The organism is Acinetobacter sp. CY05 (assembly GCF_059515805.1).
Genome location: NZ_JCAKMW010000010.1, coordinates 86,767 through 112,263 on the forward strand (window position 1 = coordinate 86,767; position 25,497 = coordinate 112,263).

Annotated in this window: 23 protein-coding genes and 1 pseudogene; 12 read left to right on the forward strand and 12 right to left on the reverse strand. The window is 41.5% G+C overall.

Annotated elements, in window-relative coordinates; genetic code table 11:
- Positions 1-42: 42 nt before the first annotated feature.
- Positions 43-1,263 carry an acyl-CoA dehydrogenase gene (locus AC5YCD_RS09010; RefSeq protein WP_496129722.1) on the reverse strand — a complete coding sequence of 407 codons (1,221 nt, stop codon included), beginning with the start codon at positions 1,261-1,263 and terminating at the stop codon, positions 43-45.
- Between the two features lie 182 nt (positions 1,264-1,445).
- Between AC5YCD_RS09010 and AC5YCD_RS09015 the strand changes: the two genes are divergently transcribed.
- Both AC5YCD_RS09015 and AC5YCD_RS09020 read left to right on the forward strand, forming a co-directional pair.
- Positions 1,446-2,381 carry a LysR substrate-binding domain-containing protein gene (locus tag AC5YCD_RS09015; RefSeq protein ID WP_496129723.1) on the forward strand — a complete coding sequence of 312 codons (936 nt, stop codon included), beginning with the start codon at positions 1,446-1,448 and terminating at the stop codon, positions 2,379-2,381.
- Positions 2,378-3,088 (forward strand): SIR2 family NAD-dependent protein deacylase, encoded by a 711-nt coding sequence (locus AC5YCD_RS09020; protein ID WP_496129724.1) that lies wholly within the window; start codon positions 2,378-2,380, stop codon positions 3,086-3,088. The genes AC5YCD_RS09015 and AC5YCD_RS09020 overlap by 4 nt, the downstream gene beginning before the upstream one ends.
- On the opposite strand, the gene dnaX is transcribed toward AC5YCD_RS09020, so the two are convergent.
- From dnaX to AC5YCD_RS09040, 4 genes are all read right to left on the reverse strand, one after another.
- Positions 3,081-5,090, reverse strand: a complete 2,010-nt coding sequence (dnaX, locus tag AC5YCD_RS09025; protein WP_496129725.1) for a DNA polymerase III subunit gamma/tau — start codon at positions 5,088-5,090, stop codon at positions 3,081-3,083. The two genes, AC5YCD_RS09020 and dnaX, sit on opposite strands and share 8 nt — an antisense overlap.
- Before the next feature lie 126 nt (positions 5,091-5,216).
- Positions 5,217-5,678, reverse strand: coding sequence for a copper resistance protein NlpE N-terminal domain-containing protein (locus AC5YCD_RS09030; RefSeq protein WP_496129726.1), 462 nt, complete (start codon positions 5,676-5,678; stop codon positions 5,217-5,219).
- 69 nt (positions 5,679-5,747) lie between these two features.
- Complete coding sequence (locus AC5YCD_RS09035; RefSeq protein WP_496129727.1) at positions 5,748-6,590, reverse strand: MaoC family dehydratase; 843 nt, start codon at positions 6,588-6,590, stop codon at positions 5,748-5,750.
- Positions 6,591-6,610: 20 nt separating this feature from the next.
- Positions 6,611-8,002, reverse strand: a complete 1,392-nt coding sequence (locus AC5YCD_RS09040) for a 3-oxoacyl-ACP reductase (RefSeq protein ID WP_496129728.1) — start codon at positions 8,000-8,002, stop codon at positions 6,611-6,613.
- A 271-nt stretch (positions 8,003-8,273) separates the two neighbouring features.
- On the opposite strand from AC5YCD_RS09040, the pseudogene AC5YCD_RS09045 reads away from it, so the two are divergent.
- A pseudogene (locus tag AC5YCD_RS09045) lies at positions 8,274-9,554 on the forward strand (acetyl-CoA C-acetyltransferase); the annotation flags it as partial.
- Positions 9,555-9,583: 29 nt separating this feature from the next.
- Here AC5YCD_RS09045 and aceI read toward each other — a convergent pair.
- Complete coding sequence (gene aceI, locus AC5YCD_RS09050; RefSeq protein WP_496129729.1) at positions 9,584-10,012, reverse strand: chlorhexidine efflux PACE transporter AceI; 429 nt, start codon at positions 10,010-10,012, stop codon at positions 9,584-9,586.
- 93 nt (positions 10,013-10,105) lie between these two features.
- On the opposite strand from aceI, the gene AC5YCD_RS09055 reads away from it, so the two are divergent.
- From AC5YCD_RS09055 to AC5YCD_RS09070, 4 genes are all read left to right on the forward strand, one after another.
- Positions 10,106-10,999, forward strand: a complete 894-nt coding sequence (locus AC5YCD_RS09055) for a LysR family transcriptional regulator (protein WP_496129730.1) — start codon at positions 10,106-10,108, stop codon at positions 10,997-10,999.
- An 87-nt stretch (positions 11,000-11,086) separates the two neighbouring features.
- On the forward strand, positions 11,087-12,070 hold the full coding sequence (gene tal, locus AC5YCD_RS09060; protein WP_496129731.1) for a transaldolase: 984 nt from the start codon (positions 11,087-11,089) through the stop codon (positions 12,068-12,070).
- Between the two features lie 74 nt (positions 12,071-12,144).
- A complete protein-coding gene (gene leuE, locus AC5YCD_RS09065; RefSeq protein ID WP_496129732.1) occupies positions 12,145-12,795 on the forward strand; it encodes a leucine efflux protein LeuE in 651 nt (216 codons plus the stop codon).
- A 61-nt stretch (positions 12,796-12,856) separates the two neighbouring features.
- Entirely contained in the window at positions 12,857-14,029 is a 1,173-nt protein-coding gene (locus AC5YCD_RS09070) for a benzoate/H(+) symporter BenE family transporter (protein ID WP_496129733.1), read from the forward strand.
- Positions 14,030-14,038: 9 nt separating this feature from the next.
- Here AC5YCD_RS09070 and AC5YCD_RS09075 read toward each other — a convergent pair whose 3' ends face one another.
- The gene (locus AC5YCD_RS09075; RefSeq protein ID WP_496129745.1) at positions 14,039-15,025 is read right to left on the reverse strand and encodes an alpha/beta hydrolase; all 987 of its coding nucleotides are present in this window, start codon (positions 15,023-15,025) and stop codon (positions 14,039-14,041) included.
- Positions 15,026-15,250: 225 nt separating this feature from the next.
- Here AC5YCD_RS09075 and AC5YCD_RS09080 point away from each other — a divergent pair, with 225 nt between their 5' ends.
- Positions 15,251-15,694 (forward strand): universal stress protein, encoded by a 444-nt coding sequence (locus AC5YCD_RS09080; protein ID WP_496129734.1) that lies wholly within the window; start codon positions 15,251-15,253, stop codon positions 15,692-15,694.
- 9 nt (positions 15,695-15,703) lie between these two features.
- A complete protein-coding gene (locus AC5YCD_RS09085; RefSeq protein ID WP_496129735.1) occupies positions 15,704-16,153 on the forward strand; it encodes a universal stress protein in 450 nt (149 codons plus the stop codon).
- Positions 16,154-16,173: 20 nt separating this feature from the next.
- Here AC5YCD_RS09085 and AC5YCD_RS09090 read toward each other — a convergent pair whose 3' ends face one another.
- Together AC5YCD_RS09090 and pepN are read right to left on the reverse strand one after the other, a co-directional pair.
- Positions 16,174-17,442 (reverse strand): DUF2254 domain-containing protein, encoded by a 1,269-nt coding sequence (locus tag AC5YCD_RS09090; protein ID WP_496129736.1) that lies wholly within the window; start codon positions 17,440-17,442, stop codon positions 16,174-16,176.
- Between the two features lie 83 nt (positions 17,443-17,525).
- On the reverse strand, positions 17,526-20,135 hold the full coding sequence (pepN, locus tag AC5YCD_RS09095) for an aminopeptidase N (protein WP_496129737.1): 2,610 nt from the start codon (positions 20,133-20,135) through the stop codon (positions 17,526-17,528).
- A 290-nt stretch (positions 20,136-20,425) separates the two neighbouring features.
- Between pepN and AC5YCD_RS09100 the strand changes: the two genes are divergently transcribed.
- Both AC5YCD_RS09100 and thiM read left to right on the forward strand, forming a co-directional pair.
- Entirely contained in the window at positions 20,426-21,589 is a 1,164-nt protein-coding gene (locus AC5YCD_RS09100; RefSeq protein ID WP_496129746.1) for a hypothetical protein, read from the forward strand.
- An 11-nt stretch (positions 21,590-21,600) separates the two neighbouring features.
- Positions 21,601-22,443 (forward strand): hydroxyethylthiazole kinase, encoded by an 843-nt coding sequence (gene thiM, locus AC5YCD_RS09105; protein WP_496129738.1) that lies wholly within the window; start codon positions 21,601-21,603, stop codon positions 22,441-22,443.
- A gap of 157 nt (positions 22,444-22,600) precedes the next feature.
- Here thiM and gltS read toward each other — a convergent pair whose 3' ends face one another.
- The 3 genes from gltS to AC5YCD_RS09120 all read right to left on the reverse strand — a co-directional run bounded on the left by gltS (position 22,601) and on the right by AC5YCD_RS09120 (position 25,061).
- Positions 22,601-23,824 carry a sodium/glutamate symporter gene (gltS, locus tag AC5YCD_RS09110; protein ID WP_496129739.1) on the reverse strand — a complete coding sequence of 408 codons (1,224 nt, stop codon included), beginning with the start codon at positions 23,822-23,824 and terminating at the stop codon, positions 22,601-22,603.
- Between the two features lie 152 nt (positions 23,825-23,976).
- On the reverse strand, positions 23,977-24,198 hold the full coding sequence (locus tag AC5YCD_RS09115; protein ID WP_496129740.1) for a hypothetical protein: 222 nt from the start codon (positions 24,196-24,198) through the stop codon (positions 23,977-23,979).
- 41 nt (positions 24,199-24,239) lie between these two features.
- Entirely contained in the window at positions 24,240-25,061 is an 822-nt protein-coding gene (locus tag AC5YCD_RS09120) for a hypothetical protein (RefSeq protein ID WP_496129741.1), read from the reverse strand.
- 179 nt (positions 25,062-25,240) lie between these two features.
- On the opposite strand from AC5YCD_RS09120, the gene AC5YCD_RS09125 reads away from it, so the two are divergent.
- Positions 25,241-25,497 (forward strand): transposase family protein (locus AC5YCD_RS09125; protein ID WP_496129742.1); only part of this gene is annotated, 257 nt, incomplete at its 3' end.

Sequence of the window (25,497 nt, forward strand, 5' to 3'; positions counted from 1 at the left end):
CGCGCTAAAAAGCGCGCCCGTTTTTGATGATTATTCAATATTTTAGTTTGAGAATGCGGCAATACCAGTTTGCGCACGACCTAAAATTAAGGCATGTACATCATGGGTACCTTCATAGGTATTTACGACTTCAAGATTGACTAAGTGACGTGCCACGCCAAACTCATCACTAATGCCGTTACCCCCCATCATGTCACGTGCGAGTCGTGCAATATCTAAGGCCTTACCACAGTTATTACGTTTAATCAGTGATGTACCTTCAACCGCAGCAATGCCTTCATCTTTCATACGACCAAAACGTAATGCCGCTTGTAAACCTAAGGCAATTTCAGTTTGCATATCAGCCAGTTTCTTTTGAATCAACTGATTAGCAGCCAATGGACGACCAAATTGTTTACGATCCATGGTGTATTGATGTGCAGTATGCCAGCAGAACTCAGCCGCACCCATCGCACCCCAAGCAATACCGTAACGTGCGCTATTTAGACACGTAAATGGCCCTTTTAAACCACGTACTTCTGGGAAGGCATTTTCTTCAGGCACAAACACGTTATCCATCACAATTTCACCGGTGATTGAGGCACGTAAACCCACTTTGCCATGAATGGCAGGTGCCGATAAACCTTCCCATCCTTTTTCTAAAATAAAGCCGCGAATATCACCCACATTGCCTGCTTCAGACACTTCTTTAGCCCACACCACAAATACATCGGCAATTGGACTGTTGGTGATCCACATTTTTGCGCCACTTAAACGATAACCGCCTTCAACTTTTTTAGCACGCGTAATCATGCTGCCCGGATCGGAACCATGATCTGGCTCAGTTAAACCAAAGCAACCAATATATTCACCTGTGGCAAGTTTTGGTAAATACTTTTGCTTTTGCTCTTCTGAACCAAATTCGTTAATCGGCACCATCACCAATGAACTTTGTACACTGGCCATCGAACGGTAGCCTGAATCGACATACTCAATTTCACGCGCCACTAAGCCATAGCTCACGTAGTTTAAACCTGCACCGCCATACACTTCTGGAATGGTTGGGCCTAATAAACCCAATTCACCCATTTCACGAAAAATTGAAGCATCGGTTTTTTCATGGCGGAATTGCTCTAAAACACGCGGTTGTAAACGATCTTGGCAATAGGCATGTGCCGTATCGCGAATCATACGTTCTTCTTCTGTGAGCTGCTGTTCAATTAAAAATGGATCCTGCCAGTCAAATTGAACTTTAGGTTTTTTGGTATTGAGCATTTGATTCATTGCGTCCTCTGCCTTTTTGATCATGTTTTGATTATTTGAGTTGATCGTAGAGCAAAAGTCCAAGCTGGCGCAAACGATAATTTTGCATACAGATATGCAAAAAGCACATACCTTATACACATTATCCGCTATTATTGCCTAAAAATTAGACCAATATGCATATCTTCACGTGAGAACACACCATGCGCCGCCAAATTCCTCCTTTACAAAGTCTGCTGTGTTTTAGTGCTTCGGCACGTCATTTAAGCTATACCCATGCAGCGCAAGAACTGTTTATGAGCCAAAGCGCAGTATCTAGACAGATTCAACAACTCGAGGAATTTTTAAATTTAAATTTATTCCATCGCACGCGACATGGTGTTGAACTCACCCCTGCGGGGCAGCAGTATTATCAAGCTATTCAACCTTATTTAGAGGGACTCGAACGCGCCACCTTAGATGTGATGTCACACAAAGGTTTAGGTGGCACCCTAAAAATTGGCGTTGTTCCCACCTTTGCCACGCGTTGGTTATTACCAAAATTGCATGAATTTAATCAGTTACATCCTGAAATCACCATTCATTTAGAAACCAGCACCAAACCATTTTTATTTCATGACAATATTTTTGATGCTGCGATTTATGCAGGTACGCCAGAGCAAGTACAGCGCTGGCCGGGAACGCAAAGCCACTTTTTAATGCCTGAAGATGTGATTGCCGTGTGTTCGCCACGTTTAATTCAGCAATATTTCCCCAATTTACCCCCCGATGCCGATAAAAGCTATGATCTAAAGCCCGAGCAACTGCGCCAATTACCCTTATTACAACAAACTACGCGTCCGAGCATTTGGCAAGAATGGCTACAAAGTGCAGGTGTTTCATATCCCAATCCTTATGATGGTCAGCGCCATGAACTGTTTTCCATGCTGGCCGTTGCCGCTACCCATGGCATGGGCGTTGCCCTTATTCCGCAAATGCTATTAGAAAAAGAACTCAGTGATGGCAGCTTAGTCATTGCTTCCAAACATCAACTACAAGGCAGCCGTAGTTATTATGTGATGCATTCTGACAGCGATTTATCGCCTTTATTGGCAAAATTTGTACAATGGTTAAAAACGGTAGTGAGTACAACGGTATGAAAAAATTAGTGGTGTTTTCAGGTGCAGGCATGAGTGCCGAAAGCGGCATTCAAACCTTTCGTGATAGTGATGGCTTATGGGAGCAGCATCGAGTCGAAGATGTAGCAACGCCTGAAGCTTGGGCTAAAAATCCACAACTTGTACAGCGCTTTTATAATGCACGGCGCAAAAATATCTTAGCGGCCAAGCCTAATGCTGCGCATCACATCATTGCCGAATTAGAACAAGATTTTGATGTACAAGTGATCACGCAAAATATTGATGACTTGCATGAACGTGCTGGCAGCAGCAAAGTGCTGCATTTGCATGGCAATATCCGTTTGGCGAAAAGTTCTGACCCCAAAGCGCGTGATGATCAGGAACTCTATCCCATTATTGGTGATGCTTTAGATTTAAACACCGACAAATGTCCTCAAGGCTATCCGCTGCGTCCACACGTAGTGTGGTTTGGCGAGGCGGTACCTGCCTATAGTGAAGCCGAACGCTTAGTACAACAAGCGGATATTTTTGTGGTGATTGGCACCAGCTTACAAGTCTATCCTGTGGCAGGCTTAGTTCATTGCATTTCAGCCACTGCACAAGCCTACTATATTGACCCGCAAGCCAAGCTACAGCATTTACCACAGCAGTATCAAAAAATTGCCTTAACAGCGAGTCAAGGTTTACAGCAACTCCAGCAGTTGCTGCTAAAATCATCACTTATTTAATCTGGACGTTATCCAATGTCGCATCAAACTGACGGATTAAGTCTTTAACTACAGGCTCATTTTGCAGCAGTTCCACAGCGCGCTGCTGTGCCAATTGTTTACGCTGCGCCTGTAAGTGATATGGGGTCGTGGTAGTTAGATCTTGATATTTGACACTAAAGCGGGTTTTTGGCCATGTCGCATGCAATGCTTGCTCTAAATGGCTTTGCAACGATGTCAGCAATTGTTCATATTGCGGTGCAATAACAAATACACTCTGCGCATTAATCTGACCTTGCATGAGGCCATGCTGTGCCAATTCTTGCAGCGCTGGACTTAAATCCGATTCTCTAAACCAATATTCCCATTTTTCCAGTGTCCATTCTCCGCTTAAATCCTGAACAGGCACTTGGAGAATATCTTGTGGCATCTGTGTGCTATGACTTACTACTGCCATTGGTGGAACGAACTCTACAGCTGGCGCTACTGCAAATAAATCATCTACAGCTTGATTATCTGTTGTATCAGCAACTTCAGATAAATCAGCAGGTTCTGCAGCATCTACTGTTAGGTCTTGTATTTGAGCTGCTGCATTGTCTAAAAAGAAGATATCTTCAGGCAAGGTGCTGTCTATGCTGGACGTTTCACCTAAATCAAAATCGAGTAGCTCATTATTGGCAGCAAAGACCACTTGATCGGCATTGAATTCAGGCGTTTCGCTCAATGGCTCTACAGCTTCTACAGCTTCTACAGCTTCTACAGCTTCTACAGCTTCTACAGCTTCTACAGCTTCTACAGCTTCTACAGCTTCTACAGCTTCTACAGCTTCTACAGCTTCTACAGCTTCTACAGCTTCTACAGCAAGCGTCGCAGGTTCATCGACGGTTGCAAGCGCCGTAGTTGTGTTTGGTGTCTGGCTGAGCAGCACTTCATGTGGCTGCATGGGACGAAATGCCAATAAACGCAAAATACACATTTCAAAGCCTTGCTCTTGGGTCACTGCCCACTGCAAATCGGCACGGCCTTTACAGGCAATTTGATAATATAACTGTAAATCTGGCGCACTGATTAATTTGGAAATCTGTGTAATTTTTTGATTAATTTCGTTGCTATATTTCAGGCTTAAATCAGGTAAATATTGTAATAGTGCCAGTTCATGTAAGGTCGAAATCAACTGATCCAACACCAAAGATACATCTAATGCCTGCTGTCTAAATTGCAATAACAATTGACTAACACGCGCAGGTTTATTTTGATGAATCGCCAGCAATAAATCATAGATAATGGTACGGTCAATTAAGCCGAGCATTTCTTTGACATCTTGATGACGAATTGCCCCTTGACCATAGGCAATCGCTTGATCGGTTAACGACAATGCATCACGCAATGAACCTTGTGCAGATTCAGCAATTTGCCAAATCGCATCTTGGTCAGACTGAATGGTTTCGCGAGTTAAGATATCAGTTAAATGATCGGTAATTTCATCTACCGCAAGTGGTCGCAAGGTAAATTGCAAACAACGTGAAATCACGGTAATCGGTAATTTTTGCGGATCTGTGGTGGCAAATAAGAATTTAACGTGTTCAGGCGGTTCTTCTAAAGTTTTGAGTAAAGCATTAAACGAGTGCGTCGAGAGCATATGCACTTCGTCAATTAAATACACCTTAAAACGTCCTTGCGTTGGTGCATACGGTACGTTATCGAGTAATTCACGCGTGTCTTCAACTTTGGTACGTGATGCTGCATCAATTTCAATCAGGTCAATAAAACGTCCTTCATTGACCGCCACACAGGTTGGACATACTTCACACGGCGTTGAGGTCACACCAGTTTCGCAGTTTAAGCATTTGGCTAAAATACGGGCAATGGTGGTTTTACCTACCCCACGCGTTCCGGTAAATAAATAAGCATGATGCAGACGACCACGTTCTAAAGCGCTGGTTAAAGCACGTGAGACATGGTTTTGACCGACCAATTCATTAAAATTACGCGGACGATATTTACGCGCGAGTACCTGATACATGTATGCTCCTTATTGCAAGCATTAGCATACTGTTTTTTTAGTCATTAGTGAATCAGGCCACGTCATTTGCTCAGCAATCAACGATAAAAAAGGATGATCATTGATCATCCTGATAAGCACTTTAAATCAACTGCTTTGCGTAGCTTGCTCAAGTAAGAAATCATCACTCGCGGCATAGCCATTACCAGTCACATCTTCACGAATTTCTAAAACTTTATGTGCAGTATCAACAATCAATAAATTACGGGTTTTGACATTCAGCAATTCTAGCTCGGTCTGGTCGGCATCACGAAAACGCATCATACCGGTTAAAGTTTCAACTGCATTATGACCACTTAAACTTTCACGCACTAAGGTATAACTCATATCTTGATTTAAAGTTAAATCCACCGCCATCCCTGGGCAGTCAGGACAACGTGAGATACAGCCCAAGCACGGCGTCGTGCCTTGATACGTGCCCACCCACTGTGCCTGTTGTACTTTTTGCTCCATGGCTACGCTTTGCTGCTGTGGGCTACTCGTATCCTGACAACCACCCAACACCACCACACTGGTGGCAAATAAAGGAATAAGAATCGGCTTTTTCATGCTGCATTACCACTTAAAATCACTCTGGCAAAATAGCATATTCACAGAAAAAATCACCCTTTAAATGCGCTATAGCGTACTGACAACCCCCACCAAATGCGGTTTATGATCTTGGGTATTACGCAGTAAAAACTCGATTTTGCCGTTTTCAGCCGTCAATAATTCAACCCGTGAAGGCAAATAAATCGGCAATTTAAAATCAACCCAAGCACGGTAGGCTTCAGGCAAATCTAAACGTGATAACACCTGTGCCTTACTCCACATACCATGGGCAATCGCACGTTTAAAACCAAAGGCTTTGGCAGTGAAACGATGCAAATGAATTAAATTAAAATCCCCTGAATTTAACGCATATTGACGACCCGTATTTTCTGCCACCTGCCATTCATCTTTAAGCAAATAAACTGGCTGAGCTGTGCTTTTCGTTTTTTCTAGCGTACTGCCCTTTTGTTTAGATAAATAACGGCTCACACCACACATCACGATTTGATTAGCCACTTTGACCTCAGTGATAAAATCAAATACGACGCCTTTTTCATGCGCAGATAACTCACCTAAACGACATGACAAGCTAAAATGCTCATCGGCCAAAATGACACGTTTTTGTTCGATTTCGTTGGCCACATGCACCAAACCTAAGGCTTGAAAAGGAAACTCAGGCAAACTCATCATTTGCATCTGTAAGCTTTGTGACAGCACAGCAAAATATAAAGCCGGCACGTGCTGATTCTGGGCAAAACCCGTCAGCGCCTGATATTTGGCCAAATGCTGGCTGTCTAGACGCAAATCATCTACCACATAATGTAATGCGGGTAGCGACTGTGCTTTAGGTTTTTTTTGAATTAAACCCTGAATGATTTTAGGATAGGCCAAATAGGGTTTTGGCAAATGCTGAAAATGACGCGTTAACATATGAATAGTCCTTTAAATTTTTAAGCACCCAGTACGCTTTGTCCACAAACTCGAAGTACATTGCCATTTAAGCCACCCGATGCAGGACTGGCAAAAAATGCAATCGCTTCTGCCACATCTACAGGTAAACCGCCTTGACTCATAGAGTTCATGCGACGCCCTGCTTCACGAATGGCAAAGGGAATGGCTGCAGTCATTTGGGTTTCAATAAAACCTGGTGCTACAGCATTAATGGTGATTCCTTGCGTTAGGGTTGGCGCGCTATATTTCACTACACCAATCACGCCGGCTTTGGAAGTGGCATAGTTACTTTGCCCCATATTACCTGCAATCCCAGAAATAGAAGAGACACAGATAATTCGACCTTGCGCTCGAATCGCATTTTGCGCCAATAAGGCAGTATTAATGCGTTCAATACTGGATAAATTAATATTTAAAACTAAATCCCAAGCCTCAGCTTTCATATTGGCTAAAGTTTTATCACGGGTAATGCCAGCGTTATGCACCACGATATCTAAACCACCCTGCGCTGCTGCCGCTTGAATAATTTCTTCGCTGGCCTGTTCGCTGGTAATATCTACGGTTAAGATTGATCCTTGAATCCGACTCGCCACCCGTTCTAAATCTGCCTGCTGCGCCGCCACATCTAAACAAATTACATGTGCGCCATCACGTGCCAACACTTCTGCAATCGCTGCGCCAATGCCACGACTCGCACCAGTGACTAAAGCGGTTTTACCTGCCAAAGGTTGCTCCCAATCAAGTTGTTGTGCTTGCGCTTTTTGCACTTTTAACACTTGACCCGAGATATAAGCTGAACGCGCTGACAAAACAAACCTTAAACTCGATTCGAGCTGCTCGGCTGCGTCAGGTGCAGCATAAATCAGCTGAGCAGTAATGCCCTTTTTTAATTCTTTGCCCAGTGACTTAACAAAGCCTTCTAAAGCACGTTGAGCAATGGCCTGTGAGACAGTTGTGGCATGCTCAGGATCAATTCCTAGCACCACCACCCGTCCAGATGCCGAAACTTGACGCAGCACTGGATGGAAAAAATCATACAGTTGCTTGAGTTGTTGACTGTTTTGAATCCCTGAAGCATCAAACACCAAGGCTTTAAATTTTGATTCTTTATCACCTGCGTTAAAAGCGCCTAAGTTTAAGCCTGCTGTTGCGGCTTGTTGCTGCAATTGAGGATTATTGCCTGCATAGCTATTGGCATGAATATTATTCAGCACTTGCGCAATAGCGGGTGTCAATGTGCTGTTATTGGCTACCCCTAAAAGTAGAGCCCCTTTTAATACTGGTGTGGCACTGCTAAAGCGCTCCAATACATGTGGATGAGGTAAACCTAAATTTTTAATGACAAATTTACCAATAGGAGAATGGGAAAAATTTTGATATTGATCAGTCATGGTTATTATCTCGCATCAAATATAAGTTGAATTGATCTTTTGTTTATAGAGATATTAAACACTTATCAGGCAAAAGATCTATGTTTTTCACTGCGATGATACGTGAGTTTACAATTTGATGACTTGACCTTGTCACAAAATCCGCTGTCAATCTAGTCAATCCCCTTTGCTTTAGAGTATGTTAAGGTCAAGACTGAACAACAAAAAGCACAGCAATCATAATCATATTGATTTTTGTTATTTGCACCACCCCATTTTAGGACGAGAATTTATGACCCAAAATACTATTCGCCGTGTGGCTATTTTAGGCGGTAATCGCATTCCTTTTGCCCGTTCTAACGGCGCTTATTTTCAAGCCAGCAATATTGACATGCTCACCGCCGCGTTAAATGGTTTGGTCGAGCGTTTTCATTTACAAGGTCAACGTTTAGGTGAAGTGGCGGCCGGTGCAGTGCTCAAACATAGCCGTGACTTTAATATGACCCGCGAGTGTGTCTTAAACACCAAGCTTGCTCCTGAAACGCCAGCTTATGATTTACAGCAAGCGTGTGGCACAGGCTTACAAGCGGCGTTTCAAGTGGCCAATAAAATTGCTTTAGGTCAAATTGATGTCGGCATCGCAGGTGGTGTGGATACCACATCCGATGCGCCTATTGCCTTAGGCGATGGGTTACGTAAAGTCTTATTAGAACTCAACATCGCCAAAACTGCCAAAGCACGCTTACAAGCTTTAGCCAAACTTAATGTCAAAGATTTAATGGATGCCCCGCGTAATGGTGAGCCGCGTACAGGCTTATCTATGGGTGATCATCAAGCTTTAACCACCTTAGAATGGGGCATTTCGCGTGAAGCGCAAGATGAGCTGGCTGCCAGCTCCCATCAAAAAATGCATGCAGCCTATGAAGCAGGCTTTTTTGACGATTTGATGACGCCATTTTTAGGTTTACAACGTGACAATAATTTACGCCCTGATTCTAGCATAGAAAAGTTAGCCAAACTCAAACCTGCTTTTGGTAAAGGCGATGCGCGCACCATGACCGCAGGTAACTCAACACCCCTGACCGATGGCGCGTCTTGTGTGTTATTGGCCTCAGAAGAATGGGCCAAAGCCAATGGGCATGAAATTTTAGCCTATTTAAGCTTTAGCGAAACTGCAGCGGTGGATTTTATTCATAAAAAAGAAGGGCTTTTAATGGCACCGGCCTACGCTGTGCCCCGTATGCTACAGCGTGCCAATTTAAACCTACAAGATTTTGATTTTTATGAAATTCATGAGGCATTTGCTGCACAGGTACTTTCAACCTTAAAAGCCTGGGAAGATCCGAATTTCTGTAAAAATCGCTTAGGTTTGGATGCGCCACTCGGTGCAATTGACCGCACTAAGCTTAATGTCAATGGCTCATCACTCGCTGCCGGTCATCCTTTTGCAGCTACAGGTGGGCGTATTTTAGCCACCGCTGCCAAATTAGTGCATCAAAAAGGTTCAGGGCGTGCCTTAATTTCAATTTGTGCTGCCGGTGGTCAAGGTGTTACCGCCATTATCGAAAAATAAACAGCAATAGCACCCCACGGGGTGCTTTTTTAATGCTTGTATTCAGGGCGATCCCCTAAACGCGCTTCTATATAGTCATAACACCACTGAAAAATAAAGGTATACAGCAAAATACATAAAGTCATGGAAAAATCGAGCACCACCGCTTGCCATAGACCAATGTTAAGTGCATAAGCCACCATCGGAATGGTGGCCAACATCAAACCGCCTTCAAAACCAATCGCATGCAATATTCTAACCTTAATGGTGCGTTGCAACTGATGCTTGGCTTCAAACTGTTCAAACCAATGGTTAAACACCATATTCCATAACATTGATGTTAGCGCCATCGCCACACCTACTCCCCCAGTCACCTCCATCGGCATATCAAAAATAATACTGAGCGCGATGGCAATGATCACCAATAAAATACCTTCATAGCTCACAGCATGAATAATTCGACGCTTAGATAACCACATATTTCCACGCAAATGTTTTAAATTGAAAGCATCATATGTGTTAAATATTGATAAATAAAATCAGATTCTTTCAATTGTATTGATAGGTAGCACATGAATTTAAATCAAGAGCAACTGACAATTTTTAAAGTGGTGATGGAGTATGGTTCTTTTTCCGCTGCGGCACGGCATTTAGGCAAAGTGCCTTCTACGGTGAGTATGGCGATCAGCAATTTAGAACTTGATTTAAATTTAAAGCTATTTGAACGCCTTGGCCGTGAACCTCAACCTACCTTAGCCGCACAAGAATTGTATGCCAAAGCACGCCAATTACTGGCAGATATGCAAGCATGGCAACAACATGCTTTAGCATTGAGTCAAGGCTTAGAAGCAGAGCTAAATATTGTAGTGGTGTCAGAATTACAATATAGCAGTTGGCCAGTCTATGTCGCGCACGTGGCCAAAGCTTTTCCAAGCTTAAAAATTAATATTTTAAATGCCCCACAAGAGGATGCTTTAGGTTTACTCAAAGCACAGCGGGCCCAATTGGCTTTTATGTTTGAGCGTGAACATTTAAACAGTGACGAACAATTTATTGAAGTTGAACAACAAACCTTGGTGGCCGTAGCAGCCAAGCAACATCTATTGGCCCAACAAGCACAGGTGGGCTTAACCGACTTACAACAGCACCGACAAATTGTTGTGGCAAGTCGTGAACGCGATTTAGTTCCGGAATTAAGTTTTTCGAGCCAAGCGTGGCATACTGATCATCATGACTCAGCATGTCGTTTGATTTTACAAGGCTTGGGTTGGGGCGTGTTGCCATTACAAATGCTCAAAGAAAATCCTTATTTGGCCGAGCAGCTGCAGATTTTGGCCCTCCATGACTTTACGCCACAGTTTACCTATTTTATGGACTTAGTTTGGCGACGCGATCAAGCTCTTGGACAAGCTGCACAATTTTTAATCCAATATTTGCAAAATCACAGGAAAAATCAAGTTGAATAAGCCCAATTGCCCTGTTCAGCACTTGGCAATAGGGCTTTATTTGCTATATAACACTACTACAGGGTCATTAAATAAAGAATTACAGCAATGAAAGCAAACGCCTTAACGCAATTAAAACAATTCACTACCATCGTTGCCGATAGCGGCGATTTAAACGCGATTGCACAGTTGCGCCCACTCGATGCCACCACCAATCCATCTTTGATTACCGCTGCAGCAAGGCAAGCTGAAAACCGTGCCCTCATTGAGAGTGCCTTTACTCAAGCACGTGCTGAAGGCTATCAAGATGATGCCTTAATTGAACGCAGTATTGATATTTTAACGGTCAAACTCGGCGTAGAAATTTTAAAACTGATTGATGGCCGCGTCTCTACCGAAGTCGATGCCGCATTGTCTTATGACACCCAAGCCACAATTGCCAAGGCCAAAGAATTATTGGCGCTGTATCAAGATTATGGCATTGCCCAAGAACGTATTTTAATTAAAATTGCCTCCACTTGGGAAGGCATCCAAGCGGCACGGGTTTTGGAAGCTGAAGGGATTCATTGTAATTTGACTTTACTGTTTGGTTTAAGCCAAGCACGTGCCTGTGCCGATGCACAGGTTACTTTGATTTCACCCTTTGTAGGACGAATTTTAGATTGGTACAAAAAAGCTGAAGGAGTTGATGCATATCCCATTAGTCAAGACCCGGGTGTACTCTCTGTTAAACAAATTTACCAATATTACAAACAACATGGCATTAAAACCGAAGTGATGGGCGCGAGTTTCCGCAGTATCGAACAAGTATTAGGCCTTGCGGGTTGTGATTTACTGACCATCGCACCTAATTTATTGCAACAACTCGAACACAGTGAAATCCAAGTCATTCGTCAGCTTTCGCCTGAGCATGCAGCACCGCATCAAAATCATCAAGTGGTGTTGGATGAAGCCACTTTTAAAGCCGAAGTTGAGCGTGATTTGATGGCCAGTCAATTATTGCAAGGTGGTATTGAGGGTTTTATTCAAGCACGCCAGCAACTGCATCAATTATTAGCCACAGCTGTAGCACAGGCAGAAATTTCTGCTTAAACATTAAAGGCTAAGCACACGCTATTGAGCCGATGTTGTTATAATCAGCATCGGCTTTTTCATGGATCTGTCACGTGCTCGGGATTACTGATTTACCCACCTATATCATTGGCACCACGTTAATCGTATTATTACCGGGGCCAAACTCCTTATATGTGATGTCTGTGGCTTCACGTTATGGCATTAAAGTCGGTTATCAAAGCGCGTTTGGCGTGTATATGGGCGATTTAATTTTAATTTTGCTTACCGCTTTGGGGGCGGCCTCTTTATTACACCATTTGCCCTGGTTATTTACCATTTTAAAAATCGTTGGTGCGGTATATTTAAGTTATTTGGGCATTAAATTATTAATGGCCGCCAAACACAGCTGGCAATCTCCGCCCTCAGTACAAGCACAACGTAGCACACAACAACATATTGATCAGCTGAGTCCGTTTCGCACCGCTTTAACCATCAGTATTTTAAATCCAAAAGCCATTTTATTTTACTTGTCCTTTTTTGTGCAATTTGTTGATCCGGCTTACCCTTATCCTGCCTTGACCTTTACTGCTCTGGCGGTGATTTTGCAATGTATTAGCATGTCCTATTTAAGTGTGCTGATTTTCTCTGGAGCAAAATTATCTGGCTATTTTGCCCATCGTTATCGCTTTACTGCGCTGTGTGTTGCCTCCGTGGGAGTTTTGTTTTGCGGTTTTGGATTAAAACTGGCTACATCAACCTTATAAAAGTAGTAAGTGAAAAAAAACAGCGTATGATGCTTAAAACTTAAGCATCTTTATATTCTCTATGCATCATTTACTGCGTGATTTTTCTGTGCCTGCTGCCTTTGCAGGCTTTATTACTTGTTTGGTGGGCATTAGCGTATCGGCTGTATTGGTCATTCAAACTGCACAACTATTAGGTGCTAACCAAGCCCAAATTAGCTCATGGTTTTGGGCTTTATGTTTGGGTATTGGGCTGTCTGGATTATTGTTGTCATGGAAGTTTAAATATCCTGTTGCGACCTCATGGTCAACTGCGGGTCTAGCCATGATTTTGGCCACGGCTTCTGGTTATAGTTTAGCGGAGGCGATCGGTGCCTTTATCGTCTGTGGTGTATTAACTGCTATTTTAGGATTTTCTGGCATTTTTGGCCGTCTTTTGGCTTTTATTCCCAGCACTCTAACCGCTGCCATGCTAGGCGGCGTTTTGCTTAAATTTGGCGTACAACTCTTTAGCAGTTTAAATGACAATCTCGGATTCATTTTAGGGTTACTGGCCATTTATGTCATTAGTAAACGACTGATGCCGCGTTATAGTATTGTCGTAACGGTCTTAGCTGCCATGATGACATGTGCATTGTTTATGCCATTTGATCTTGCTCCACTGCATTGGAGCATCACTAGCCCAGTGTGGATGGCACCTGAGTTTAATCTGGCAGCAATCTTAGGCTTAGCGTTGCCCTTATTGGTGATTAATATGGCATCACAATATTTACCTGGTATTGCCATTATTCAAGCTTATGGCTATCAACCACATGTCAAACATCTGATTGGTTGGACAGGAACCGTGCAAACCCTTTTGGCACCTTTTGGCTGTTTCTCTGTAAATACTGCGGCCATTAGCGCAGCCATTAGCCTTGACGACCAAGCACATCCTGATCCAAAGCGGCGCTATATTGCTGGGATGAGTTCAGGGCTGTGTTATATCATTGTGGGGATTTTTGCTGCCACTTTAACGCAAGCCCTACTGAGCTTTCCAAGCTTACTCATTAGCGCCATTGCAGGTAGTGCGCTATTGGGTACCATCAGCCACAACATTACGCTGGCTTTTAGTGAACCTGAGCATCGCGAAGCGGCCCTAATTACCTTTTTAATGAGCGCATCAGGCATACAATTTTTAAATATTGGTGCTGCCTTTTGGGGTTTATTATTAGGTTTAGTGGTCACTACAATTTTAAATCATAAAAAAGCAGCTTAAGCTGCTTTTTTATGGGCTATAGGTGTTGATAAACGCCAAGGTCTTTTTAAATGTAGCTTGGCTAGCATGTTGATTTAAAAAGAATTGATATTCATGTAACAACCATTCTTTTGAATCTGGATAAAATACCGCATCTACCGCAATATTTTTTGCCTCTAGTGCCCTGACAAAAGGTAGCGATTGGCTCTTGGTTAAAAAGTCTTTATTGCCGCCACTGATCAATACAGGCGGATAATCGGCTGTGAGATGCTCAATTGGAGACAATTGTTTTAAAAAATCCCGATCACGGCGCTTTTGCCCGGTATAAGCCTCCACCAATTGATACACGCCCCATTCCACCACGCGTATTTCATCGGGTGCTGTATCCACAAAGGCATTTAAGTCATAAATACCACAGTGCAAAATCAAGCCTTTTACATCACTACGCGGTGTTTTTAGTTTTAGCTGAGCAGCTTGAGCAAAGTCAGAATTGCTGAGCAATGCTGCATAATGACTGGCCAAATTGGCTCCGGCCGAATCGCCGGCCAAATACAACTGCGTTGCATCTACATGTAAACTCACCGCATTTTGGCGGATAAATTCTAAAGCTTGATCAATTTGTTGTAATTGCGTGGGATAAATATAGCGCGGTGCCAATTGGTACTCCACAGCAATCACATTATAACCCGCTGCCGCTAAGCGCTTAAAATATCCACGTGCATGTTGTTTAGAACCAGAAATCCAGCCACCCCCATGAATCCACACAATCGTCGGCTTTGCAGCTTGTGCATAGACATGCTTTGCTTGATACAGATCAAGATGTAAATCCGGCTGAACCTGATAAGCAATATTATGTTTAACCAGTACATCTTGTGGTGCACCACGATCCATTAAACCTTGCTGCATTTTAGTGGTCACATTAAAGGCTTTGGCAATCACTTGACTCGATTGCGGACTTTGACAACCCGCTAGAGTCAAGCCCACTGCTAGCGCCAATGCCTGAGCGTATATTTTCATCATCAATGGAGTAGACTTTTTTAGCTTTTATAGCGCCATTAAAGCATAAAAACACTGCAATATTAAGGGTTTAAAATTTGATTATTTTAGTTGGATTTCTCCAATTTAAAAATAAGCTAATACACTGAATTTACAAATATTTTTAGCTCTTTTATTGTATATATATCCACAATATGCTATGTATAAATTATACCCAATAACGATAAATGTATCAGGAGCAATTCCATGTCTTACCAACATATTTTAGTCCCTGTGGATGGTTCTGAAATTTCTTTTTCTGCTGTCAAACATGCCGCTCAAATTGCTCAAGCTTTTCATGCCAAGCTGACTTTAATTAGCTTAATTGCCGAAGATCCTTTTACAGGCGTAGATTTTTATTATTCTGCGGCCATTATGAAAGAATATTTTATTGAAGCAGAAGCCAATGCAAAAAAAGCCTTAGCTGAGGCACTCAACCTTGCTGCTGACATCGGTGCCAACGCCGAATCTAAAATTGTCAAAGGTGCCGTATCAGCAGAAGGCATTGTGGCCAGTGCCCATGAATTACAAGCTGATTTAATTGTCATGGGCTCACATGGGCGTAAAGGCTTCCAAAAATTCTTCTTAGGTAGCTTTGCTCAAGATGTATTGGCAAGCTCTGAGTTACCTGTACTTGTGATTAAAGCGTAAGAGGCCGTGATGAGCCAATCCTATCAACATATTTTGGTGGCCATGGATGAATCTCCGATCTCTTATGCTGCCGTCGAACAGGCTAAACTTTTAGCGCTGGATTTAAATGCACAAATCACTATTATGAGCGTGATTGCGGTCGACCCTTTTGTGGGTGTGGATTTTTATAAAGTCGCACCTGCCATTACTGACTACTTTATGCAAGCAGAAAGTAATGCCCAAAATCGGCTCAATGAAATTCAAGCCAGCTTAGCAAATGACAATCTTCGTGTTCAGGTTAAATTAATTCGCGGCGTCTCACCATCTGAAGGCATTATTCATGTGGCCGATGAAGTTGGCGCCGATTTAATTATGATGGGCTCACATGGGCGCCAAGGTTTTCAAAAACTCATGCTCGGGAGTGTGGCACACAATGTGCTGACCCAATCTCCCATTCCCGTCTTGATTGTCAAAGCCTAAAGCCAAGATCCCCTGTCTAGTCAGGGGATCTTTTGAAATGCCTCATCAAAACATTGCTGCAAACATTGTTGGTCTAGCTTTAGGCTTAAATGTGCTAAAGCGCGCTCTAGTATTTCTTGAGCTTGAACTGCTGCCGCTTGTTGTAAACCGACTTCGGGTGCATATTGGGCAATTAAAGCCAAACACTTGATTAAGCGCTGATTGATTTCTAAATTATTGACCGAATCACGTGCAATCGGAGCAAAAACACTGTCAATCCATTCCGCTTCATCCAAAGGCACAATACTTAAATGCTCAAATTCTGGCAATTCTTCTTCTAAAGCTTGGGTATCAAGGATCACTCGCGTTAAAGCATTTAAAACGCTAATCGCGGTGGCAGGATCATTAATTGAGGCTGACATAGCACGTTGCCCTACCTCACTCATGACCAATAAACCTAAGCGTGGGTCTTGTTCATAACGACGGTTTTGTTCTAATAGCACACATGCCATCAGCTGTTGTTGCAGCTTATGCATACTGTCCTGATCTAATGGATTAACACGATAGACCTGTAAAATCGTTTGTTGGAGGGCCACAAATTTACCCGGACGTGCGGCAATATGCACATGTAGTTGTTGCTCAGCTGCAATGTGGTTTAGTGTCTGTAAGTCAATATCACAAATATATGCGGTAACTGGACTCAGCACTTCAAAATCAGCTTGCCTTGTGGGTCCTGCATGGATTGCGCCTAAATTGGGCTGGGCCCGATAACGCGCTAAACTGCTGGTTGCTACATCTTCAATACGCTGAATAGCATCCCCTAAAGAACCCAGTTGCGATAAAGTATGTACCCAACGAATCAGAGTAAAGATGATATACATCAGCACTAAAATGGTACTAATAAATAAAATAAAACGCCCTTGTACCCCGTAGTATTCTAAACTCAAAGCAATTTTTGCAATCACAGAATAAATAAACGCGGCAATAAAAGAAGCAATCGCAATACGCGCAGTCCCATCTGCCATAATTAGCAAACGCGCACGTGGTGTGGCACTGTTTGAACTCGATGCCAAGGCCGACACCATAATAGATAAAGAAAATGTGGTGACAGCCAACATACTCGAAGCAATAATATTGAGTAAATCGGATAAGGTATCCACTGAAATATTGGGTACTGCATCACTTGCAAACAAATACACGCCTAATTTGGCAATTAAAGAAAAGACGACTGCAAACACAGCACCAAGGGTTGGATGTACCCATAAGCTTTTGGCAGGATTAGCGAGAATTAATTTAATTTTATGCAACATATCTTGCTCATTTTTATATTAATTTTTAAGCAACATAGCATAAAAAAAGCCCGTTTAAAAACGGGCTTCTTCGCTTTAAGCGATTAAACGCTGAGCATACTGTTTAAAGTTTCAGTCACGTTCTTAGATTTTACCAAAGGTTTGAGTGCTTCAAGTTCCGCTTGCACTTGGCTGCGCTGTGGTTCGGCTAAGGTATACCAACGTGATAATACTTGTAATAAGCGTGAACCCACAATCGGGTTTTTCTCATCTAAGTATTTAGCCAAATTGACAAAATGCGCTACACCAAAACTCCAAGTATTCACAGGATTACTGTTTAAGCCACCCGATACCGCGCGAATACGATTGGGTACCGCCAAATCATAATCAGGATGTTCGGTTAAATAAGCAATGGTGTCTGCTGTGGCTTTCGGATGTGCAGCTTGAATCATAAACCATTGATCCATCGACAAGGCTTCATCTTTAAAGCGTGTATAGAAATCTTCTAAGGCAGCCTTGGCTTGTGGTGCATCATTCCATACCAAGACTTTTAACGCGCCTAAACGCTCAGACATGTTATGAGTATTTTGATATTGCTGTTCGGCAAGGCTAAAGACCGCCTCGTCACCTTGGCGTGCCATGAAGCTCAGCATAATATTTTTGAGCGCACGCGTACCCATGGCTTGCGAAAAATCATGTTGCTGCGCTGGATCTAAGCTTAAATAGGTGTCTTTACAGAATGCACCCAACTCACGCGCTAAAGTATTCAATAACGCTTCACGTTGTTCTTGTACTATAGCTGGGTTGTAATCATGATCAATGCGACTACCTAAATAGCCTTCACTTGGTACATCAAATAAACGGGATGCCAACAGTGGGTCTTTAGCAATCACCTGTGGAATGCTGTTTTGCATGGCTTGAATGTAGATGCTGGCGTCATGACCATTTAATAAAATACGTTCAAGCAAGGTTTGGGTCGCTTGCCATTGGTTAAAACCGTTGGTTTCATACTGTAATAAGAACGCTAGGTCTTGATCTGAATAGTTAAATTCGAGATTGACCGGCGCAGAGAAATTACGTAGTAAAGACACCACAGGTTCTGCTGTCACCGCTTTAAATTCGATGGTTGCTTCATCTCTATCAAATAAATACACGCCATCTTTGACGCCATTTTCAAATAATGCGTCAGAATTTAAGGTCAGTTGTTCACCTGTTGCGGCATCAAAGAGTGCCAATGCCACAGGAATTGGCACTGCTTTTAAATTTGGATATTTAGCATGTGCTTTTAAGCTTTGTTTAAAACGTAAGGTATAGGTTTGTGCGTCTGCATTATACTCACCTTTGGCTTCAAGCTTTGGTGTACCCGGTTGGTTATACCAGGTCAAGAATGCAGATAAATCAACGCCTGAACCCGCAGTCAATGCTGCTACCCAATCTTCAACCGTCACCGCTTGACCGTCATGACGTTTAAAGTATTCATCTGTGCCGGCACGAAATTTTTCTTTGCCCAAAAGCGTTGCCATCATGCGGTTAATCTCCGCACCTTTTTCATACACAGTTGCGGTATAGAAGTTATTAATTTCTACAAAATGATCTGGACGTGGTGGGTGTGACAATGGCCCTGAATCTTCAGGGAATTGGTGCGCTTTTAATACGGCCACATCATCAATACGTTGTACCGCAGCTGATTGTAAATCTTCTGAGAAAGACTGATCACGGAATACCGTTAAACCCTCTTTTAAACACAACTGGAACCAATCGCGGCAGGTAATCCGGTTACCGGTCCAGTTATGGAAATATTCATGCGCAATCACCGATTGCACACGCATAATCGCAGCATCGGTGGTAAATTCTTCATCTGCCAAAACACATGAGGTATTAAAGATATTCAGACCTTTATTTTCCATGGCCCCCATATTAAACGCAGAGGTTGCCACAATCATATAATTGTCTAAATCATAAGGACGACCATAATGCTCTTCATCCCAACGCATCGAATGCTTAAGCGCTTGCATAGCAATATGACATTTTGGAATGTCTTTTTCTTCGGCATAAATTTCTAAAGCCACATCACGGCCTTCAGAAGTCACATAACGATCTTTTAAAACCGCCAAATCACCAATCACACAAGCAAATAAATAAGCCGGTTTTTTGGTTGGATCTTGCCATGTGGCAAAGTGACGATTCTCACCAACTTCACCCTTTTCAATTAAGTTACCATTGGCAAGCAATACAGGGAATTTTTTATCTGCTTCCACACGCGTGGTAAAGACTGACAATACATCAGGACGGTCTGGATAAAACGTGATTTTACGAAAACCTTCAGGTTCATTTTGTGTGACAAATAAATCTGCTGCTGCTTGGTATAAACCTTCAAGCTGGGTATTACTTTCAGGATGAATCAACACCACCGTTTCAATCAAAGCTTGATCGGGTGCATTGCTAATCACCAGTTGTTCTGCATCGAGTTGATAGGCATCAGAAGTCAATGCTGTACCGTTTACACAAACCGATTCTAAAGTTAAATCACGTCCAAGCAGTACTAAATCGCCCGCCGTTTGACGTTGCATCATCAGCTTAGCAGTGACTCTAGTATGTTCGGCAAACACCTGAATATTTAGATCGACTGAATCGACTAAAAAGCTTGGTTTTTGGTAGTCTTTTAAATAGATCGTTTGGTCTGCTTCGACCACTGGATTTGCCGCAATATTCATATAATCTTCATCCTATCTACAGATTTTTATGTGCTTTTACTCGATGATACGTCAAGTGCTACGCGCTGTGTGGGTTTTATGTCTAAGTTTTTATATGGGTTGCTTTACAGGGTTTTCAATTGCTTGTGTAAAAATTGCGGCACAATCGTGTAGTGGATAAACAATCCTGCATTAGATCAAAGTCATGTTTAAATTATACTCAGGCAATTGAGTGGAGTGTGCCGCTTGGCAGCGCAGTACACGTTAAAATCTGTGTATAATTGGCTTAAGTTCTTATGCGTTTGCGACTGATGAGTTTAAATATTTTACGTAAAAGTTTGGACGACAGCGCCTTTTGCCCGTTGTGTCAGGCAGCCATGTATTGGATTGATGCCGAACAATTTGACCAAGATCTTAATTTTCATGAATGTAGCCATTGTCAACATCGCCTGTTTCAAGAGCCACAGCATAGCTGCCATTGTGACAGTTGCTTAGGCGAACGTAAAAAAGCCATGCGCGCCACCCGTTTGCAAGAAACCCGTAAAAGCCAAGGTCGGCGTAAAGATGTGGTTGAACTCGAATTACATCAACTTAAATTTATAGAAAAACTATTTTTGCTGGCCGTGCTCGATCCACAGGTACAAGAACATACCAAACATGATGAATATATTCATTGGGATGAAATTAAATTTCAAAATATTAGCCCCAATTTCTTATTTCAAAATGCCATTGTTAAACATTTGGTCAAACAGCATATTTTAGTAGATCCCGATGCCAATACTGACAGCGAGCGCTATTATTTAAATCTGCGTTTAGATGGGTATTCTGAACCAAGCTTATTTAGTGTGACTCAGCAACTCCGTCATTGGTTTTATCAGAATTTATCCTTAGGGATTCCATTTAAAAATAGCGAAGAAGTAAAAGACGCGATTTACTTATTGCTCTATCAAGATATTATTCAATTTACCCAAATGTATTGTCGCACTTGGGGCATTCAATTTGCTGGCAATCATAGTTTTCAAATGTTTTGCTACCGATTAATGGATAGTCTTGCCGTGGGGCAAATTTACTATTTGGTGCAAACCGCGCTGGAATATTTATATAAACAGCAGATTTTACAAACGCGTAACGACAATTTTATTAATACCAATATGCTGAAAAAAACCTTACAGCAATATCGTGAACGTGCTATTCGTGAATGCTGGGAAACCTCAACCTTACCCCGTCCGCCCAATTTGCCGTTAAGCCGTATGAGCAATATTCTATTTTTCCGCTTTTTAGGCTATGACGAGAGCATTTTTGTCCAACCGATGTGGCGCTCATGGAAAAAAATTGAACCGCGATTAAAATTCTATGCTGAAAAACGCTGTATGCACTGCGGCTCGAATGAACTGAGCGTCGATTATGATGCCGAAGATTATGTCACGCTCACTTGCCGTAAATGCAAGCATCAAGACCATTACTTTACCCAATAATTGAGCTTTGAATGACTGATCTAGAAAAAACAAAAATCGATAAACAGCAATTACTGCAAGAGGTGGTGGCTGCTTGGCAAAGTGTGCAACAACAGCAACCGCTAGTGCACTATATAAGCAATAGCGTGGCTGCCAATTATGCCGCTAACGTGGTTTTGGCTTGCGGTGCATCACCTGCTTTAATTGACAACCCCTATGAAGCCGAAAGTTTTATGACTATTGCAGGGGCTTTAAATATTAATTTAGGCACCCCGACCGAGCAACAAGTAGCAGCGATGCGCTTTGCAGCTAAAACTGCGCATGATTTAAATAAACCGTGGGTACTTGACCCAGTGGGTTATGGCGCAGTATTGGCTTGGCGCTCTAAAATTGTTGATGAATTACTTGCGTATCAACCCACGATTATTCGCGGCAATGGTTCAGAAATCAGTGCTTTAGCAGGTCAACAAACGGCCAGTAAAGGCGTGGATAGCACTTTAAGCAGTGTCGAAGTCTATCAGCAAGCCACAGTCTTGTTGGCACATAGTCAATGTATTGCCATTTCTGGCGAATCTGATTTTATTTTGTCTAAAGCCTTAAACTGCGTGATTCAAGTCAATGGTGGCTCTTATTTACAACCCAAAGTTACCGCTACAGGCTGTGCTTTAGGTGCACTCATTGCGGCTTATGCAGCTGTCACTACACCGACTATTGCTGCGCTGGCCGCACATGTGCATTTTGCCATTGCTGGCAAGCTAGCTTTTGCCAAATCACAAAGTGTCGGTTCATTTAATGTGGCTTTTTTAGATGAACTGTACAATTTAACTGCAGATAGCATTGTGCAGCATGCAGATATTGAGCTATTGGCAATTTAAGCTCGCCTTTTAGCAAAGCTTATGTTTTAATGCGCGCAGTATGAGATGAGCCTCTTACAGTATGCAGCTTAGATCTGTATACGACTAGCCCCTAACCATGGGGCTTTTTCATGTCTAAAATTAACACTACAGCAGGCAAAAGCGCTTTCGTTTCAGCTTAACCCAATATACTTAGAGTAAACTGAATGACAATCGCATTCACAATATCAATAAAAAATGCCCCAGTAAGCGGAATAATAAGAAAGGCTTTATGCGAAGGGCCATAGCTATTGGTGACTGCTTGAATATTGGCAATGGCAGTTGGGGTTGCCCCTAAGTTTACGCCACACTGTCCTGCACACAACACTGCTGCATCATAACTTTTACCCATCACTCTAAAAGTCACTAAATACATATATAGAGCTAAAACCAGTGTCTGTACCACCAAAATAAGCACTAAAGGTCCGGCCAAATCTGCCAATAACCAAAGCTGTAGAGACATAAGTGCCATGGCAAGAAACAGCGCCAATGAAGCATTGCCAAATACATCAATACAACGGTCAAACATTTCCACTTTAAGGCCATGTTCAAGTACGTTACGAAGAATCACCCCGCACATCAAGGCCCACACAAAACTAGGCAATTCAAACCATTGTCCTTTGGCAATCGTCGTCATGAAATAGGCAAAGCTAATGCATAATGCAAACATGCCTAAAGTTTTCACCGCATCATTAGCTGTAATTAAACGGGTTTTTTGTGGATACTCAAATGGTGCGGTTTGTGCAGCCGGTGGAATATCGGTTTGTGGGTGACTGGGTGAGATTTCTTCAGCCAATTGGTAACGACGGATTAAAAATTTAGCCACTGGCCCACCCATCATGCCGCCAATCACCAATCCAAAGGTAGCACTGGCCATGCCTAACACTACTGCGCCTTGTATGCCGTACTCTTGTTCAAAAATGCTTCCCCAAGCACCTGCTGTGCCATGCCCACCGGTTAGCGTCACTGAACCTGTAATCAGACCAATCAATGGATCTAAACCTAACAAGGTTGCTAAGCTAATACCAACCACGTTTTGTACCAGCACATATGCAATTACGCAGCCTAAAAATAAAATCAGGGCTTTACCGCCCTCTTTAAGTTTGACTAAACTGGCACTTAAACCTACAGAGGTAAAAAACATCAGCATAAAAACTTGCTGAATATTGGCATCAAAACTGACCGTCAGATTAAAAAATTTAAACAGAATATAGGTGATGACTGCAGCCACTAAACCACCTGCCACTGGTTCTGGAATATTGTAGCGCTTTAAAATGCTTATTTTATTGACCACCGTAAAGCCCACCAGCAACACCAATACAGCTGCTACAATGGTCAAGAATGCATCTAACTCATAATTCATATATGAACCACTTCTATAGTTATTTATATTGATTTTTATATAGATTTAATGCGGAAGTCAGCTAGAGAAATGTTACCTTGTCTGTGTGGTAGCATTTTTATACGTTAAAAAAATACTCAAATTTTTTAAGATTTGAGTATTGGATAAGGCGTTTATTTAGGTTTGATGTCATAGACCCAATTACGGGCTTGTTGGTCTGTTGTAGTTTCACAAACGTAGTAATCGTGATCCCATGAATCAGGATGGAAGATTTCTTTTTTGCTGTAGGTGACGTTTTTACCTTTTTCGACGCAGATAAAGCTGTCACCTTGGTCTTTAATTTGGGTTCCGTTTAGGAAACCACCAATACAGAGGAAACGGGATTGTTTAGGCATCGAAATATATATAATGATTGCTGAACAATTAATTTACCACGTCACATGTAGTATTCGCTATCAATTAATATTTCTGGCTCATCAACTTCCAATATCAATTCATTATTATCCTCATGTATGCGAATAGTTATCTCACTACGTTCAATATTAAAGTCTTCAAAATCTTTAGAATATTTTAATTCTAAATATAAAAAGCAATGACCACCCGATTTTTTAATATTAATATTTTCAGCCAAATGATCATCAATAAAAAAACGTCCTTCTCGTTCATAAGCAGTTATACAAAAATATTCATATCCTCTAAAATTCTGAGATCTAAAAATAATTTCAAATCCGTTATCAAAATTATTATTAACATATATTCGATCATAATTTTTTTTATTCTTTATATTCTTACCCATTAAATAATTGATAAAAGGCAAGATAATATCAGAACTATCATAACTATAAATTCTATTTAAAAAAGGATTATTATTTAACCATATGTTACCTAGAAATGCATTTTTATTATAATAAGAATATGCACATATTAATGGAAAAAAAAACTGTTTATCATTAGTTAATACAGATACTTTTTCAAAAATCTCAAATTTTTCTAATAACTTCTTAAAATTACTTTCATCATTATTTTCATCTTTTAATTGATAACAATAGACAACTAATATCAATAAAAAATCATTAGATATCTTTGATTTTATAACTCCGATATAAAACAAAAGATCATCATTTTTAAAAACTTCAGACTTACTATTAACTAAAATAAGAATTAAATATAAATCCCGAATTGATTCATCAGAAAATAGTGAATGATTCATTAATTCATATTTTGCATTTATAAGATTTAAATTTTTAATATCTTTCACAATACTATAGTTATTAGTATTTCTCTCAGAATTTATGAAACTCTCTAGCAAAATAAAAAATTTTCTATCAAAGTCATCTATATGCTCCTTTCTTTTATCTTTTTTATATGTCCTCCTAATATAATATAGTGCAACAATAGACCTCTTGCGAAAGTAAAAATCACCTCCATATAAATTTCATGAGATATCAGAAATTAAACCGTTTTTCAGATTCTGAATTCAAACGCTTAGTTGGCGTACCTCGACAAGTTTTTACTGAGATGGTAGAGGTTCTAGAAATAGCAGAATCACTCAAAAAGAAATCAGGTCGACCTCATACTTTAGATATAGAGGATCAGTTGTTATTAACTCTCAATTACTTACGCAACTATAGTACTCAACTGGAATTAGCGGCAAATTACCATATCGCTGAAAGTAATGTGAATCGAACCATTAA